Annotated in this window: 19 protein-coding genes; 15 read left to right on the top strand and 4 right to left on the bottom strand. The window is 57.2% G+C overall.

What is annotated here, in order from left to right:
* The 10 genes from QZN75_RS02330 to QZN75_RS02285 form a co-directional block, all read left to right on the top strand.
* The coding region (locus tag QZN75_RS02330) for an AAA family ATPase (protein WP_292424244.1) at positions 1–1,215 on the top strand (1,215 nt) is incomplete at its 5' end.
* 6 nt (positions 1,216–1,221) lie between these two features.
* Positions 1,222–1,713 (top strand): Lrp/AsnC family transcriptional regulator, encoded by a 492-nt coding sequence (locus tag QZN75_RS02325; protein WP_292424241.1) that lies wholly within the window; start codon positions 1,222–1,224, stop codon positions 1,711–1,713.
* 9 nt (positions 1,714–1,722) lie between these two features.
* A complete protein-coding gene (locus QZN75_RS02320; RefSeq protein ID WP_292424237.1) occupies positions 1,723–2,880 on the top strand; it encodes an aminotransferase class I/II-fold pyridoxal phosphate-dependent enzyme in 1,158 nt (385 codons plus the stop codon).
* A gap of 151 nt (positions 2,881–3,031) precedes the next feature.
* The gene (locus QZN75_RS02315) at positions 3,032–4,045 is read left to right on the top strand and encodes an adenylosuccinate synthetase (protein WP_292424234.1); all 1,014 of its coding nucleotides are present in this window, start codon (positions 3,032–3,034) and stop codon (positions 4,043–4,045) included.
* Positions 4,042–4,221, top strand: a complete 180-nt coding sequence (locus QZN75_RS02310) for a methytransferase partner Trm112 (protein WP_292424233.1) — start codon at positions 4,042–4,044, stop codon at positions 4,219–4,221. The genes QZN75_RS02315 and QZN75_RS02310 overlap by 4 nt, the downstream gene beginning before the upstream one ends.
* 11 nt (positions 4,222–4,232) lie before the next feature.
* Positions 4,233–4,808, top strand: coding sequence for a hypothetical protein (locus tag QZN75_RS02305; protein ID WP_292424231.1), 576 nt, complete (start codon positions 4,233–4,235; stop codon positions 4,806–4,808).
* Entirely contained in the window at positions 4,790–5,749 is a 960-nt protein-coding gene (cbiB, locus tag QZN75_RS02300; RefSeq protein ID WP_292424229.1) for an adenosylcobinamide-phosphate synthase CbiB, read from the top strand. The genes QZN75_RS02305 and cbiB overlap by 19 nt, the downstream gene beginning before the upstream one ends.
* Positions 5,746–6,642, top strand: a complete 897-nt coding sequence (gene pdxS / locus QZN75_RS02295; protein ID WP_292424227.1) for a pyridoxal 5'-phosphate synthase lyase subunit PdxS — start codon at positions 5,746–5,748, stop codon at positions 6,640–6,642. The genes cbiB and pdxS overlap by 4 nt, the downstream gene beginning before the upstream one ends.
* Entirely contained in the window at positions 6,632–7,222 is a 591-nt protein-coding gene (gene pdxT / locus QZN75_RS02290; protein WP_292424225.1) for a pyridoxal 5'-phosphate synthase glutaminase subunit PdxT, read from the top strand. The genes pdxS and pdxT overlap by 11 nt, the downstream gene beginning before the upstream one ends.
* A gap of 92 nt (positions 7,223–7,314) precedes the next feature.
* A complete protein-coding gene (locus QZN75_RS02285) occupies positions 7,315–7,608 on the top strand; it encodes a hypothetical protein (RefSeq protein ID WP_292424222.1) in 294 nt (97 codons plus the stop codon).
* Between the two features lie 58 nt (positions 7,609–7,666).
* Here the strand turns inward: QZN75_RS02285 and QZN75_RS02280 are convergent, their stop codons facing one another.
* On the bottom strand, positions 7,667–9,004 hold the full coding sequence (locus QZN75_RS02280; RefSeq protein ID WP_292424219.1) for a serpin family protein: 1,338 nt from the start codon (positions 9,002–9,004) through the stop codon (positions 7,667–7,669).
* 90 nt (positions 9,005–9,094) lie between these two features.
* Here QZN75_RS02280 and QZN75_RS02275 point away from each other — a divergent pair, with 90 nt between their 5' ends.
* Positions 9,095–9,223 carry a hypothetical protein gene (locus QZN75_RS02275; RefSeq protein WP_292424216.1) on the top strand — a complete coding sequence of 43 codons (129 nt, stop codon included), beginning with the start codon at positions 9,095–9,097 and terminating at the stop codon, positions 9,221–9,223.
* Positions 9,224–9,232: 9 nt separating this feature from the next.
* Here QZN75_RS02275 and QZN75_RS02270 read toward each other — a convergent pair whose 3' ends face one another.
* Complete coding sequence (locus QZN75_RS02270) at positions 9,233–9,961, bottom strand: DNA alkylation repair protein (RefSeq protein ID WP_292424214.1); 729 nt, start codon at positions 9,959–9,961, stop codon at positions 9,233–9,235.
* Between the two features lie 119 nt (positions 9,962–10,080).
* Here QZN75_RS02270 and QZN75_RS02265 point away from each other — a divergent pair, with 119 nt between their 5' ends.
* The 3 genes from QZN75_RS02265 to QZN75_RS02255 all read left to right on the top strand — a co-directional run bounded on the left by QZN75_RS02265 (position 10,081) and on the right by QZN75_RS02255 (position 11,838).
* Positions 10,081–10,899, top strand: a complete 819-nt coding sequence (locus tag QZN75_RS02265; RefSeq protein WP_292424212.1) for a nitroreductase family protein — start codon at positions 10,081–10,083, stop codon at positions 10,897–10,899.
* A 237-nt stretch (positions 10,900–11,136) separates the two neighbouring features.
* The gene (locus tag QZN75_RS02260; protein ID WP_292424210.1) at positions 11,137–11,319 is read left to right on the top strand and encodes a YHS domain-containing protein; all 183 of its coding nucleotides are present in this window, start codon (positions 11,137–11,139) and stop codon (positions 11,317–11,319) included.
* Between the two features lie 102 nt (positions 11,320–11,421).
* Complete coding sequence (locus QZN75_RS02255) at positions 11,422–11,838, top strand: fasciclin domain-containing protein (protein ID WP_292424207.1); 417 nt, start codon at positions 11,422–11,424, stop codon at positions 11,836–11,838.
* Positions 11,839–11,853: 15 nt separating this feature from the next.
* On the opposite strand, the gene QZN75_RS02250 is transcribed toward QZN75_RS02255, so the two are convergent.
* Entirely contained in the window at positions 11,854–12,372 is a 519-nt protein-coding gene (locus QZN75_RS02250; RefSeq protein ID WP_292424204.1) for a zinc ribbon domain-containing protein, read from the bottom strand.
* Between the two features lie 161 nt (positions 12,373–12,533).
* Between QZN75_RS02250 and QZN75_RS02245 the strand changes: the two genes are divergently transcribed.
* Positions 12,534–14,765 carry an adenosylcobalamin-dependent ribonucleoside-diphosphate reductase gene (locus QZN75_RS02245; protein ID WP_292424202.1) on the top strand — a complete coding sequence of 744 codons (2,232 nt, stop codon included), beginning with the start codon at positions 12,534–12,536 and terminating at the stop codon, positions 14,763–14,765.
* Between the two features lie 85 nt (positions 14,766–14,850).
* Here QZN75_RS02245 and QZN75_RS02240 read toward each other — a convergent pair whose 3' ends face one another.
* Entirely contained in the window at positions 14,851–14,997 is a 147-nt protein-coding gene (locus QZN75_RS02240; RefSeq protein WP_292424200.1) for a hypothetical protein, read from the bottom strand.
* Between the last annotated feature and the right edge of the window lie 27 nt (positions 14,998–15,024).

The following is a 15,024-nucleotide window of genomic DNA, read 5'->3' as shown; positions in this document are numbered from 1 at the left end:
CCGGAATACCACGTCCTGCGGACGTACCTGGACTGGATGGCCGAGCTGCCCTGGAGCAAGACCACCCCGGACCACCTGGACGTCAAGGCGGCGGCGGGTGTCCTGGACGCCGACCACTACGACCTGCAGAAGGTCAAGAAGCGCATGCTGGAGTACCTGGCCGTGCGCAAGCTGGCACCGAGCAAGAAAGGTCCGATCCTGTGCCTGGTGGGCCCGCCCGGCGTGGGCAAGACGTCGCTCGGGAAGTCGATCGCGCGGTCGCTGTCGCGCGAGTTCATCCGCGTGTCGTTGGGTGGCGTGCGGGATGAGGCCGAGATTCGCGGTCACCGTCGCACGTACATCGGCGCGCTTCCCGGCCGCGTGATTCAGGGCATGCGTCGGGTGGCCACCAAGAATCCGGTGTTCATGCTCGACGAAATCGACAAGCTGGTCAAAAAGAGCGGCGACGATACCCTGTATAACCTGACCCGGATCAACTCAGATCTCAAGAACTCCAAGGTCAGTATTATTGGGATCTCCAACGATCTCAGCTTCAAGGACTTCCTCGACCCCCGGGTACTCTCCTCGCTTTCGGAAGAGGAGATTGTTTTTCCCCCGTATAATGCACCGCAGCTGGTTGATATCCTGACACAGCGCGCCACCGGCGCTTTTATAGATGGCGCAATTGCCGAAGGTGTGATCCCGCTCTGCTCGGCACTTGCAGCGCAGGAACACGGTGACGCGCGGCGGGCCTTAGACCTCCTCCGGATCTCCGGGGAACTTGCCGACAGGGACGAGTCAAAGCAGGTAACCGAAGAGCATGTGAAACAGGCGCAGGCCAAGATCGAGACCGACAGTATGATCGAGTGTATCGCGACGCTCCCTGCCCAGAGCAAGCTGATCCTCTTTTCCATGCTGACGCTGGAGCATCTGGGCCAGAATATCTTCACGAGCGGGGAGGTCTCGCGCATTTACCAGGATATAGCGCCCAGCATCCAGCTCGACATCCTCACCCACCGTCGGATCACCGACCTTATCTCGGAGCTCAACATGCTGGGTGTGATCAATACCCGTGTCGTGAGCCGGGGCCGGTACGGGCGTACAAAGGAGATGTGGTTCGATGCAAATACCGGCAAGATCCGCGAGGTCGTGCTCAACGATCCGCGGCTGAACGGGTTAAAAGATCTCGATATAAATCAGATGGAAGCAAAATGGTTAAAAACGTGGTTCAGGTGATGTGTGATGGATGACAAGGATCTCGAACTCCTCCGGATTCTTGAGGAGAACAGCCGGCTGTCTGCACAGGAAATCGGATCGATGACCAACCTTACTCCGGCTGAGGTGGAAGCACGGATCCACGCCCTTGAGGAGAACAAGATTATCCGTAAGTACACCACGGTCATCAACTGGGAGAAGGCAGGAAACAGCGAGGTGTCGGCCATTATCGAGCTGAAAGTGAGCCCCGAGCGGGACTTCGGGTACGACAGGATTGCCGAACGGCTTTCCCGGTTCAGGCAGGTGCGGACGCTTCGCCTGATCACCGGTACCTATGATCTCCAGCTTATGGTGAGCGGGAAGAACATGCAGGAGGTTTCCCGGTTTGTTTCGGAGCACGTCGCCCCGATGGACCGGATCCGCGAGACGGCGACGCTTATTGTCATGAAGTCCTACAAGGAGAATGGCAACACCCTTTTTGAGCAACAGGAAACCGAACGCCTTCCGTACTCCTTCTGAGGTGGCATCATGCGAATGTTTGTCTCAGAGCGTGCTCAGCAGATCCCGCCTTCAGGCATCCGGAAATTTTTTGATCTGGCTCTCACCATGGATGATGTAATCTCCCTTGGTGTCGGTGAGCCCGATTTCAGGACCCCGTGGAACATCTGTGAATCCGGCATCTACTCCATCGAACAGGGCGTAACCTCCTATACATCGAACCGGGGGCTCCAGACGCTCCGCGATGCGCTCTCGGCCCACCTTGCGAGCCGCTACCAGCTCAAATACTCGGCTGACGACGAGATGGTTATCACCACCGGCGTGTCCGAGGCGCTTGACATCGCGGTCCGCGCCATAGTCAACCCCGGTGACGAAGTACTGATTGCCGAGCCCAGTTATGTCTCTTATGCACCCTGCGTCACGCTCGCCGGAGGGATACCCGTTCCAGTCGAGTGCACCGAACAGGATCATTTCAGGCTCAACCCGGACACGCTCCAGGAAAAGATCACGGATAAGACTAAGGCCCTGATCATCAATTTCCCCAACAACCCGACGGGTGCGATTATGAAAAAGGAGGATCTCGAACCCATCGCGGATATCGTGACCGACCGGGATCTCCTGCTCATCAGCGACGAGGTCTATTCGGAACTCACGTACGAGAATTCCCACACAGCCCCTGCCACGGTAAAAGATCTCTGGCAGCGGACGATCACCCTCAACGGTTTCTCCAAGGCGTATGCTATGACCGGCTGGCGGGTGGGTTTCCTCTGTGCGCCACAGGAGATCTGCGACGCAGCGCTCAAGATCCATCAGTACGTGATGCTCTGCGCCCCGGTGATGGGGCAGGTCGGTGCACTTGAGGCACTCCGCTCGGCGGAGGATGAGAAGACGAGCATGGTCAACGAGTACCGGCTCCGCCGCAACATGTTCGTAGCCGGCCTCAACAAGATCGGTCTTTCCTGCCATGTGCCTGAGGGAGCATTCTACGCGTTCCCTTCGGTGAAAGGAACCGGGCTTTCTGATGTGGAGTTTGCAGAACGGCTGCTTAAGGAGCAGCGGGTAGCAGTCGTACCGGGCAGCGTCTTTGGCAGCGGCGGGGACTATCACCTCCGCTGCGCCTACGCGGTCTCACGGAAAGATCTCAACGAGGCCCTCGGCCGGATGGAAACTTTCGTCAACGGTTTATAACCGGGGAACAAGGCCGGGAAGGGCCGGCCCATTCCCGGGTTTACTGATCCGCTTCTGACCCGGTTCTATCAATGGCAGTCCTGATCCCTGCGGTTTTACGGTTCAGGGCAGACTTTATTGCCCTATCCGCCCTACACTACATGATACTCCAATGAGCTGTACTATTATCGTAGGTGGATTTTTTGGAGATGAGGGGAAGGGCAAGATCGTTGCCCACATCGCGCATGCGGATGAACCTGTCATCATCTCCCGCGGTGGCGTAGGCCCGAATGCCGGGCACACGGTTCAGGTCGGCGACCATGAATATAGTGTCCGGATGGTGCCGTCCGGTTTTGTCTATAAAAAAGCAAAACTCTGTATCGGTAGCGGGGTACTCGTCGATCCCAGAGTCCTCAAGCACGAGGTCGAGACACTGGGTGTCAAAGGCCGGATCTTTGTCGACAAGCGTTGTGGTATTATCACCGAGGACCATATTGCCCGTGACAAGGGCAGCGCGTACCTTTCAAAGAAGATTGGCAGCACCGGTTCCGGGTGCGGGCCGGCAAACGCCGACCGGGTGATGCGGGTCGCCCCGCAGGCAAAAGATGTGCCGGAACTTGCCGAGTACCTTCTGGATGTCCCCCTCGCCCTCAACAATGCCTTAAAAAGCGGCCAGACCGTTCTTCTGGAAGGGACCCAGGGTTTTGGAATCTCGCTCTATTACGGGACCTACCCGTTTGTCACGAGCAAGGATACCTCTGCCTCCCAGATCGCCGCGGATAATGGTGTCGGCCCGACAAAAATTGACGACGTGATCGTGGTCTTCAAGGCCTACCCGACCCGGGTGGGCGAAGGTCCGTTCTCCACCGAGATGACCTCGGAGAAGTCGGACGCGATGGGCATCCAGGAGTTCGGCACGGTCACCCACCGGAAGCGCCGGATCGGCGGCTGGGACGGCAAGATGGCCCGGTACTCTGCGATGATCAACGGCTGCACGCAGGCAGCGATCACCGGTATCGACCGGGTGGACAAGGCCTGCTTCGGGCTCACCGAGTACAGCAAGCTTACCAAAAAGGCAAAAGACTTCTTAAAAACTGCCGAAGACGACATCGGCTGCCCAATCACCCTCATCTCCACCGGGCCAGAACTCACCCAGATCATCGATATAAGGAAAGAATACAAATGAAACGTTCGCTCATGGACATCCTCTGCTGCCCCGTCTGCAAGGGCGACCTCGTGCTCCGGGTAGATACAGAGGATGAAAAAGAGATCCTTGAGGGTAACCTGAACTGCGCTGCCTGTCATGTGGATTATCCCATCCATGAGGGCATCCCCAATCTCCTTCCCCAGACCCCCAAATAACCGGTGATACCATGAAATCCCTGCTGCCATTTGAACTTCTGGCGGTTACGGATATTCCGGCCGGAGACGGTGCGATGACCGAGGTCTATCTCAACCGGTCGAGCATCAACTCCATCGAAGTTCCAAAGGAGAATGCGCATGTCGAGTGCGGGAACACCTTTAAGATCCGGTTTGTGAACCGGGGCGCCCCCATCCATATCACGGCAACGACATCCAATGCCGGCATGTTTACGGATTTTTTCCACGAGAACATGTACGTGATCGACGAAGTAGCGCTCGGCATATCGTTGCGGAAAGACTGCGCCCCGGGCTTTTTTGACATCGACATTATCGCAGGCTATGGCGCAATGAAGGCCACCCTGAGGGTCGAAGTCATCGTAAAACCCACAAGGGGGCCACAGGTTCTCGAAAAAGAACCCCCCGTCCAGCCTGAAGCCCACGGCCGGCCGCACCTCCTGATGGTGGCGATGGCTCTGGGTCTTGTTCTGTACAGCATCTGGTACTATACCAAAATTGAGATTATCAACATCGCGGCATTCATCGTCCTTATTGTCGGTGCACTTTTCGTATGGTACCGACAGACCTGATCCTTGCCGGCGCAGTTCTCTTTCTCGCGCTTGCTGTTGACCGGCTCATCGGAGATCCGCACTCTGCGTTCCACCCTGTCGCGCTTCTTGGCCGGTTCATCGGCTGGTGGGGACAACCGGCCCGGTATTCCCCCCGCATCCAGCGTGCGGTGGGTATTTTCTTCTGGCTGGTGACGGTCTGCCTTTTTGCCCTCCCGTTCTTCCTGTTCGGGAACTATACCCCGCGGCTGGTATTTCTTATCGGCGCACCGTTCCTGTTGAAATGCTGTTTTGCCTGGCGGTCGCTTGAGGAGCATGCGCTCGGGGTGGTTGCTGCGCTCGAAAACGGCGTGGATGCAGGCCGTGAACGGGTGAAACGGATGGTCTCCCGGGAGACGGCACAGCTCGATGCCGGGCATATCCGGTCGGCCGCGTACGAGTCCATGGCCGAGAACCTCACCGACAGCATCGTCTCCCCTCTTTTTTACTTCGCGTTGCTCTCTCTTTTCGGACTCGGGCTTGCGGGAGCGGCGGTATTCCGTGCCGCAAACACGATGGACGCGATGCTCGGGTACCGGGACGAGCGGGCCCGGCTGGGCTGGTGCTCCGCCCGGATGGACGACATTCTCAACTACATCCCGGCCCGGATCACTACGTTCTTCCTTCTGGCCTATTTCCTCACGAAGGGTACTGCTGCCCGGGCGTGGCGGGTGATGCGCCGGGACGGGAAGAAACGCCCGGGCTTCAACGGGGGCATCGTGATGGCTGCAATGGCCGGGGGCTGCAGGATACAGTTTGAGAAGCCCGGGGTCTATACAATCGGTGACGGGGGGGAGCAATCGCTTGAAGACGGGGGCCCGGCAATCGTTCGTGCTCTCAGGGCGGTGACCCTTGCATTTGCGGCAATTGCCGCAGGTACACTTATTTTATTGGCTTGGTTGATCTATAGTACTGGTATATGAAACTGGAAGAACTGAGATTTGGTACTGAGCTTCTCAAGCGCGGTTTTGCATCCATGCAGAAGGGGGGCGTGATCATGGATGTCGTCAATGCCGAGCAGGCAACGATTGCCGAGAGGTCCGGGGCCGTCGCAGTCATGTCGCTTGAACGGGTGCCGTCCGATATCAGAAAGCAGGGCGGTGTCGCCCGGATGGCGGACCCGGAAAAGGTCCAGGAAATTATCGACGCGGTTTCGATCCCCGTCATGGGAAAAGTCAGGATAGGCCATTTTGTCGAGGCACAGGTGCTCGAAGTGCTCGGCGTCGATATGATCGATGAGAGCGAAGTGCTTACCCCCGCCGACGAGGAATACCATATCGATAAGAAACTGTTCAAGGTTCCGTTTGTCTGCGGGGCGCGGAACCTCGGCGAGGCGCTGCGGCGGATCAACGAAGGTGCGGCAATGATCCGTACCAAGGGCGAGGCAGGGACCGGGAACGTTGTCGAAGCCGTGCGCCACATGCGGGCGATCATGGGCGATATCCGCAAGGTGCAGGGCATGGACGAGCAGGAGCGCATCAGCTATGCACGGAGCATCGAGGCCCCGGCAGAGCTCGTCATCGAGTGCGCAACCCGCGGCCGGCTCCCGGTTGTGAACTTCTCGGCTGGTGGTATTGCCACTCCCTCGGATGCTGCCATGATGATGCAGCTCGGGGCTGACGGCGTCTTTGTAGGTTCCGGGATCTTCAAATCCTCGAACCCGGAGAAGATGGCAAAGGCAATCGTGGAAGCGGTCAACCACTATAGTGACGCAAAGGTGATCGCAAAGGTCAGTACGGGTCTTGGCGACGCGATGCCGGGCCTCGATGTCCACACCCTCAGGGCCGATGAGGTGCTGCAGACCCGTGGACGTTAAGATCGGCGTTCTCGCGTTACAGGGAGACGTGAGCGAGCACATCGACGCTTTTTCAGCGGCACTTGCGGGGCGCGGCTGCGGGAAGGCATCTACCGTTGTCGAGGTCAGGAACCCTGTGGATCTTGACGGCTGCTCAGCGCTTGCGCTCCCGGGCGGGGAGTCCACCACTATTTCGCGGCTGATCGAGAGGAACGGGCTCTACGAACCGATCCGCACCTTCAAGGGGGGGATCTTTGCGACCTGCGCCGGCATGGTGCTGATGGCGACCGATGCCGCCGACCCCCGGATTCATACGCTTGGGCTCATGGACATGACCGTGGACCGGAATGCGTTTGGCCGGCAGAAGGAGTCATTTGAGGCTGATATTCCGGTCATAGGGCTTGACGGCGGCCCCTTCCATGCAATCTTTATCCGGGCACCGGTTGTTACTGCAGCCGGGGCAGGTGTTCATGTGCTTGCGACACTGGACCGGGGAATCGTCGCGGCCGAGAAGGGGCGGTACATGGCGCTTGCCTTCCACCCGGAGCTTGGCGGGGATCTCCGGCTCCACGAGCGTTTCCTGAAAAATCTCGGGATCTGATTTTTTTATAATCCCTGTGTCCGATGAATCGTGCGGGAAGGATTGTATTCCGGGTGAAATCTTTTTTAAGCCCGGATACGGTATGTTCCTGCATGGTTGGAAGGGTTCAGCGCCGGAAGATTTCACGTGTTTTTTCGTCAGAGAATATCCAGAAGATGCTCTTATCAGCCTTAAAAAAACATGAGGATTTCGTTCTCGCCCGGGAGCCCCGGCCCGGTGAGACGGCCGATCCGGAGACTGAACCGGTGATCCACATCATGACCGGAAATCTGATTACGTCGTGCAGGCTGAACGGTCTTAAGGGCCGGGTCATGCTGTACGACGATGAAGGAGCGCGGATCGTGACCATAAGGGAAAAGGACCTTACGACCGGTCCGGAAAAATGAGGGTGCCTGCCCGGGTTCCCCGGGTCAACTGCCTGCTCTTTACAGATCGATCCGCGTTTCAGGTGCCGTTTGGGTTTACAATCCGCCCGGCAAAGAGGATCGTCCCGCTATCATTGTCCTGTATCAGGAAGAGGAACGGGTGGTCGGCCCGGAACACGGGTACCGGTTCTTCATGACCGGGTGCTACTGCAGCCAGATTCATTACCACTGCTGTTGCCGCGGCCGCTTCAGTCCCCTCTTCGTTCACATCAATGTACGCCTTGTGGATCACATCGCTGATATACAGGTCCCGGGCTCCATCCATGCCGGAGAAGTCTGCGCTGTCGGAGAATGCCGTGGGCATTCCCATAGTGCCAAGCGTTTCCGGAAGGGAGTATTGGGTCTCAATTTTGAATTTCGGGATATACACCATGACCCGCCGGGATGATGCCGATTGCTCCAGAACCGAGAGGTTGGCCGGGTCGAGGTACGGATCTGCTGCGGAGAGGTTATCTCCTTTGGGGAGGAGGACCACCATGGAGAGTCCCTTCCCGCTGGTGGTGGTATACGGTAGTGAGAGCATCTGGAGATCCGCAGTCTCTGCATACGGGTAGATGGCATCCTTATCTGTCCGCTGCATCATCCTGACCGTGACTGTTGAGCCGGCAGGGGTTCTGAACGGGGCATCGGTGGTCATGTTTACATCGAACTGTTTTTGCCACGTGCCCTTGAAATACACGGCATTGGTGATCACAAGCCGGGTCAGGGAACTGATACTCCCGGCAGGCAGCAGATTTAGGATTTTGTCATTGGTCTTGTCTGCTACCCAGCTGTTGATGGTCTGGCGTGAGACCTCGGGCTGGCCGGTAAAATCAAGGTTGGTCGTGTTTGCAGCATAGTACTGTTCTGCAGTGCTGGTGTACTCCGGTAGGAAGGTGTATTTTCTCTCGGCCCAGAGGGCGTTAGCCGTACTCAGGGTGTAGCCTGCATTCCTGCTGTTGATCGCCGCGTTGACCGTAGCAAACCCCTCCCTGAGGCGGGTGGTATTTGCCGGGAAGTAAAAAACCGACCGGATCTCGTCAGCGGTTGTACCGCGTGCCCCCTCGTATGTGAGGGCGAGGGCAGAAGAGATGGAGAACGGCGAGAAGAAGATATTACTCTCTCCTTCCGGGCTGTCCTTTGCAAGCTCACGGTACAGGTCGCAGGTGAACCGGTTGTTTGCGGTCACAACGCTCAGGTCCCCTGAGATGGTGTTCCTGCCCCCTGCCGGTGTGATCTCCGATGTCGGGCCGGCAGATAACGTGGGAGAGGTTGACGGGGTATTGGTGTGTCCCGGCGTTTCGGTGCAACCTGCGATAAGGATACCCAGCGCGAGCACCGATAACAAGGCAAGCAGAGCAACGAATCCGTGTTTCATAGTTCCTCAGTGGCTGCCCGGTTTGTTAAATCTGGCGTTGAGTGCGATTTTTTTCATAGTTATCCTTCCAACTCCTCTGCCAGTATTGTCGTGACTATGGTTGCCGGAGGGACCGCTCTTGCCCAGCTCTGGGGTCTCATCCTCGCGCCGATAATCGGTGCGCTGGCGGCGGCGTTTGTCTGGAAATACCTTTTTGAAGAGAAAACAGCACCGGCATAAGCCGGTTGGTTACTTTTTTTCACTCAAGTGATCTTTTTTCATCGCATCAGCCTTCATTTCTTTTGGCATCAGCTCGATTGCATATCGCAGCGCCGTCCGGGGCATCTCTTTTTTGTTCTGCATGACATACGTAAATACCTCTGCCTGGTGCTGCCGGCTTGCCTCTTTGAGGAGCCAGCCGTAGCCTTTCTGCACCATATCGTCGCTGTCGGTCAGGAGTAGATCGGCAATTTCAATCGCTTCGGAAAGGAACTTTCCATGTTTTGCCGGGATAATCAGGGAGACTGCCGCCGCCCGCCGCATCCAGCGATTCCCAGATTGCGTCCATTGCTTAAGCTCGGCCGTATATTCCGGGTATTGTTCAATAAAGTCCCCCATCGTGTGATTGCAGAACCCGTCGCAGGACGCCCAGTTGGAGATGTACGTGTCAATCCAGCGCCGGAACACCGCAAGATCCTCCCGCTTGTACCGGCCGGAGAGGGCATGGGCCCAGTTCGAGACGATAAAGGACTCTTCCAAGTATCCCGTTCGGTAGAGCTCTTCGCAGAGCGCGAAGATCTCCTGTTTTTCCCGGTGTTTTATCTCCTTCCAGTACTTTTTTGCAAGAGCCATGACCGATGCGGTCTTCATGCCATAGCACGCAATGTCGTCCTTAAAAAAGCGTTTTGAGGTCTGCTGGATCTGTGGATCAGCCTGACTTTCAAGTTCCTGCCGGATACGTGAGATAACCGGGTCCATTAACCATGGTGGGGTGGGAGGGGGGATAAGGGATATGGCCTTGCGGGGAGGAAGGTATTGATACCAATAAGAACCCGATACGGCCATTGCACAAAAGTATACAAAAGGATAGTAAAGATATGGCAACAATTCTCGTTAACCAAGATCTCTGCACCCGCTGCGGGATCTGCTCATTCGTCTGCCCGATGTCAATTGTCGACCCGGCAGATGAGAACACCCTGCCAAAGGTGCAGGATAGCAAGGCCGCCATGTGCATCCGGTGCGGGCACTGCGAAGTCTCCTGCCCGTCGCAGGCGCTCCTCTTAAACGATCGCCCGGATGAGAAGGTGCCCCTGCCGGCCGGTGCCGGTACCATCTTTCCTGACTCCATGGCATTCTACCTCAAGAAACGCCGGTCCGTCCGGCGTTTCACGAAAGACCCGGTACCGAAAGAGAAGATCCTTGAGATCCTCGACATCGCCCGGTACGCTGCCTCGGGAGGTAACGGGCAGCCGGAGGAGTGGATAGTTGTCCACGACCCAAAAAATGTACAGAAGATCGCCGGGCTGACCATCGAATGGATGAAGACGCTCGTGAACTCCGCGCATCCGATGAGCGGCTATATCCCGGTATTACTCGGTGCCTGGGAAAGCGGAAATGACGTCATCTGTCGGGGCGCCCCGCACCTCCTTGTCGCCCACATCCCGGAGGGCAATCCTGTTGCATCCGTTGACGCCATCATCGCCCTCACGCATTTTGATATCGCTGCCCCGGCGTTTGGGATCGGCACCTGCTGGGCGGGTTTTGTCGCAATGGCCGCCACCTCCTATGAACCGCTCCAGAAGGAACTCGGTCTCCCTGCCGGAAGGAAATGTGCCTATGCGATGATGTTCGGCCACCCGCAGTACAAGGTCTACGGAATCCCCCGGCGCAAGCCATTGCAAGTAACGTGGCGGTAGGCCGGGATGAAAACGCTCTACAATGAGATCTGCACAGTGATGATGAAACCGGTCGTCTGACCCCCCCACCAAACCCTTTTTAACCGATCCCTCAACCAGGTAGTGCGTTGGTATCGCAGGGGGGTTATGTGCTCATGTGGGGTGACCCCCCGGGAGGTTCCAGCCCTCCGCACCATTCCCACACCTTTATCTGGGAGATGCGCCAGATGGTGAGAATACTGTAAAGGAGAAGATGACATGGCCACCGATCCGGTCTGTTTCATGATAGTTGACGAGGAGAACGCTCAGTTCAGGAGCACATACAGGGATACTGAATACTATTTCTGCTGCAACTATTGCAAGAAGCAGTTCGAGGCAAACCCGAAGAGGTACAGCCGGCTCGCAAACGATATGACGGTTGATCTGGGATCTGGCTGCTGAAGGATACCGGGATACCCCGGCACGTGGCGTTGGGTCGGGAAAAACAGGTTTTTACCCGGGCGCGACAAAGAGAGTATCCGGGACTTTTAAGGACAATCTGACATGACACCATCAGAGACTATCACCGGGACGCTGGCCGCAGACGGCCGGTTTTCCCTGATGACAAAGGCGATCCAGGTAACCGGGCTTGACGCGGTGCTCGCCGGGAAGGGGCCGTATACAGTCTGTGCGCCGACCGACGAGGCATTCCGGCTGCTCCCCAAAGAAACCCTTGACGGGCTCATGGCCGACCCCAAAGGACAGCTCTTCCGCGTCCTCCAGTACCATATCATGTTCGGGAACCTCTCGTGCAGCACGATAAAGAAACTGAATTTCCCCAAGACGCGTCTCGGCATCACCGTTGAAATAACTGAAAAGGGTGGTCAGGTCATTTTCGGTGGGGCAACCGTGACCATTCCCGATATTGCCTGCACAAACGGCGTGATCCACGGTATCGACAGGGTTGTTATCCCCCGGTAACCGGGGGCCGCGAATTTATATAACTCCTGCCTGCCTGATCAGATTGGTGATATCCGTGTTCCCCTGGGTCGAGGACAGCCCGGACTGGCCGGCGAGAGAGAAAACCAGGTACATGATCGCGATGAAGGTTACGATAGCGACGATGATCGCCACGACAACAAAGATCACCATGTGGAGGGCGGGCGCCGGCCGGAAGGGAATGGTGCCACTGTTCATCCGGTCTGCCGTCGAATAGGCATCATATATGCCGTACAGCCAGATGACGAGACCGGGAACGATAAAGAGGAAGAACCCGAAGATGGTGCCGAGAAACACGAGGTATCCCCTGAGGATATTGCCCTCGTATACCTGGCCGAGGCCGGGGACAAACGTCGAACCGGCGAGAGCAAGGAACGTGCTTTTCTGCCCACCGGCATCCTGCGCGGGCTCAGGCTGTCCCGGTGAAACCGGGCCGGGAAGCCTGGCACCGCATTCATTGCAGAATTTTGCCGTTTCAGGCACCGGGGCGCCGCAGGTGTTGCAGAACCTGGTCATGAACTACTGTTGTCAGCTCACCCCAATATAAATTCTCATGACGGCGGTGCCGCCGATCCTTCACGCACAGCAGACAACAACCTATAATTCGATCCATGAGCAATATTTCACCCGTTGAACAGTCCTTTTTATACTTCAATAAAAACAGCACAGGTCCAGCCATGAACCCACCATCCGTCGTCGACAGCATCCTCTCCGCACGCTATCTTCGGAAAGGAGAGAAGAACTACGAAGATGTCTGCCGCCGGGTAGCCTCGGCCCTGGCAGACGATGAGACCGAAAGAGCCCGTTTTTATGAGGCGATGGTCTCGCTGCGTTTCCTGCCAAACTCCCCGACCCTCATGAACGCGGGTACCGATATCGGGCAGCTCTCGGCCTGTTTTACCCTCCCGGTCCCGGATTCCATCGACGGGATTTTCGATGCGATGAAGGAAGGGGCGATCATCCACAAGACCGGCGGGGGTACCGGGTACAATTTCTCGCACATCCGTCCGGAGGGCTCCCCCGTCCAGTCCACCGAAGGCGTCGCCTCCGGCCCCATCTCGTTCATGCGGGTCTTTAACGCGGCCACCGACGTGATCAAGCAGGGTGGCCGCAGGCGCGGGGCAAACATGGGGATCCTCAATGTCTGGCACCCCGACATCCTCGCGTTTATTGCCGCAAAGAAGAAGGAGGGCGATTTCTCCAACTTCAACATCTCCGTGATGGTGAATGACAAGTTCATGGATCTCGTGGAGAAGCGCAAGTTCGACGACGTCTGGCTCACGAACCCCCACTCGGGGGAAAAAGTCACGGTCGGCCAGATCTGGACGGGCATTGTTGAGGGGATCTGGAAAAACGGCGAGCCGGGCATCCTCTTCTATGACGAGATCAACCGGCACAACCCGACACCTTTGCTCGGCGATATCGACACCACGAACCCCTGCGGTGAGCAGCCGCTTCTCCCGTACGAGAGCTGCGTGCTTGGGAGCATCAACCTTGCCGCCTGTGTCCACGATGGAGTTCTCGATGAGAACCTGCTCCGCGAGACCGCTCGGATGGCGACACGTTTCCTCGATATCGTGATCGAGAAGAACGTCTTTCCCATCCCGCAGATCGGCGTGGCGACACGGAAAACCCGCAAGATCGGCCTTGGCGTCATGGGTGTTCACGATGCAATGCTCATGATCAGCCTCGCTTACGATTCCCCAGAAGGGCGAGTGTGGTGCGAGCATATCATGAAACTCGTGACCGATACGGCAGTCGATGAATCTCACAAACGTGCCGAACAACTGGGAACCTTCCCCGCATGGGAAGGGAGCATCTGGAAGGACTTTAAGGTGCGGAACGCTGCGATGACGACGGTCGCCCCGACGGGGACGATCTCGCTCCTTGCCGGGTGTTCGAGCGGTATCGAGCCGGTCTTCTCGTTTGCCTACACAAGGAAGAATACGGTAGGGAAGACCTTTATCATCGTGAATCCGGTATTCAGGGAAGCGCTCGTGCATACCCTGTCCGATATGGGTTTTGCCGGCGACGAGCGGGCAAAGAAGGCTGAAGAGGTCATCGCCCACGTCCACGAGACCGGGACGATTCAGGACCTGCACTGGCTGCCGAAAGGGTTCCTCACGCTCTTCAAGACGGCGCTTGACATCCCGTGGCGGGACCACATCCGGATGCAGGCCAGTTTCCAGAAGCATGTCCATGCCTCGATCAGTAAGACCATCAACATGCCCGGCTCTGCGACAAAGGAGGACTGTGAGGAGGCGCTCATGATGGCGTGGAAACTCGGCCTCAAGGGAATCACCATCTACCGGATGGGGAGCAGGGATGATGTCGTGCTCGCATTAAAGGATAAGACGCCCGCCCCCGCCGCAGTACGTATGCACCCGGAGCCTGCCACGGCCTCAACGGCCAAAAGAACGGTACTGGAGAAGATCCCGTCGCTGTCCATCGACCGGCCCAAGGAGCTGGCCGGCCGAACGTATCTTTGCCAGTCCGGGTGCTGCCGTCTTTATGTGACGGTGAACCTGATGGACGGAAAACCCATGGAGGTCTTTATCCGGACGGTCGGAAGCGGGGGGTGCGACGCGAACAGCAGCGCCCTTGGCCGTGCAATCAGCACCGGTCTCCAGAGCGGCGTGCCCTACGGGAAGTTCGTCAAGCAGTTCGCAAAAGTGAACTGTATCTCCGCTATCAAGAACCCCTCCTCGGAAGGCCATTCCTGTGCGGACGTGGTCGGGCGGTGCATCGAACTCTCGGCCAAAAACCAGAGCATCTCAACCTTAAACGACTGGAATATCAAAAAGACCGGGGAGCAGCGGCTCTGCCCTGAGTGCAAGGAGCCCCTTGACTTCGGCGAGGGCTGCAACCAGGGGATCTGCAAGCACTGCGGCTGGACCGGATGCAGTTGATCCCGCTGTTTTCCAGTGCCCATTTTATCCTCGCTTCAGGGCTCCTTCAGGTTACAACTGCTTTTCGTGATCCATGTTCCGGCCGTTATCCGGATACTACCAGATCCTTTTTATCTTCCCGTGAAAGCGCGTAATCAAGGTCAGAGTAGGAGATCCGTTGCGGGGTTTTCCTAATCCAGTTCTGCTTTTTTACCGGCAGGAGGGTATCAGGCCCGGGGGGCACTTTGGTCATTTTTTCCAACCTGAAATACGGTTGGAC

The sequence above is a fragment of the Methanoregula sp. genome (assembly GCF_003170075.1).
Lineage (GTDB): Archaea > Halobacteriota > Methanomicrobia > Methanomicrobiales > Methanospirillaceae > Methanoregula.
Note: the sequence above shows the minus strand (reverse complement) of the source record. Positions and strands in the feature narration are given on the sequence as shown.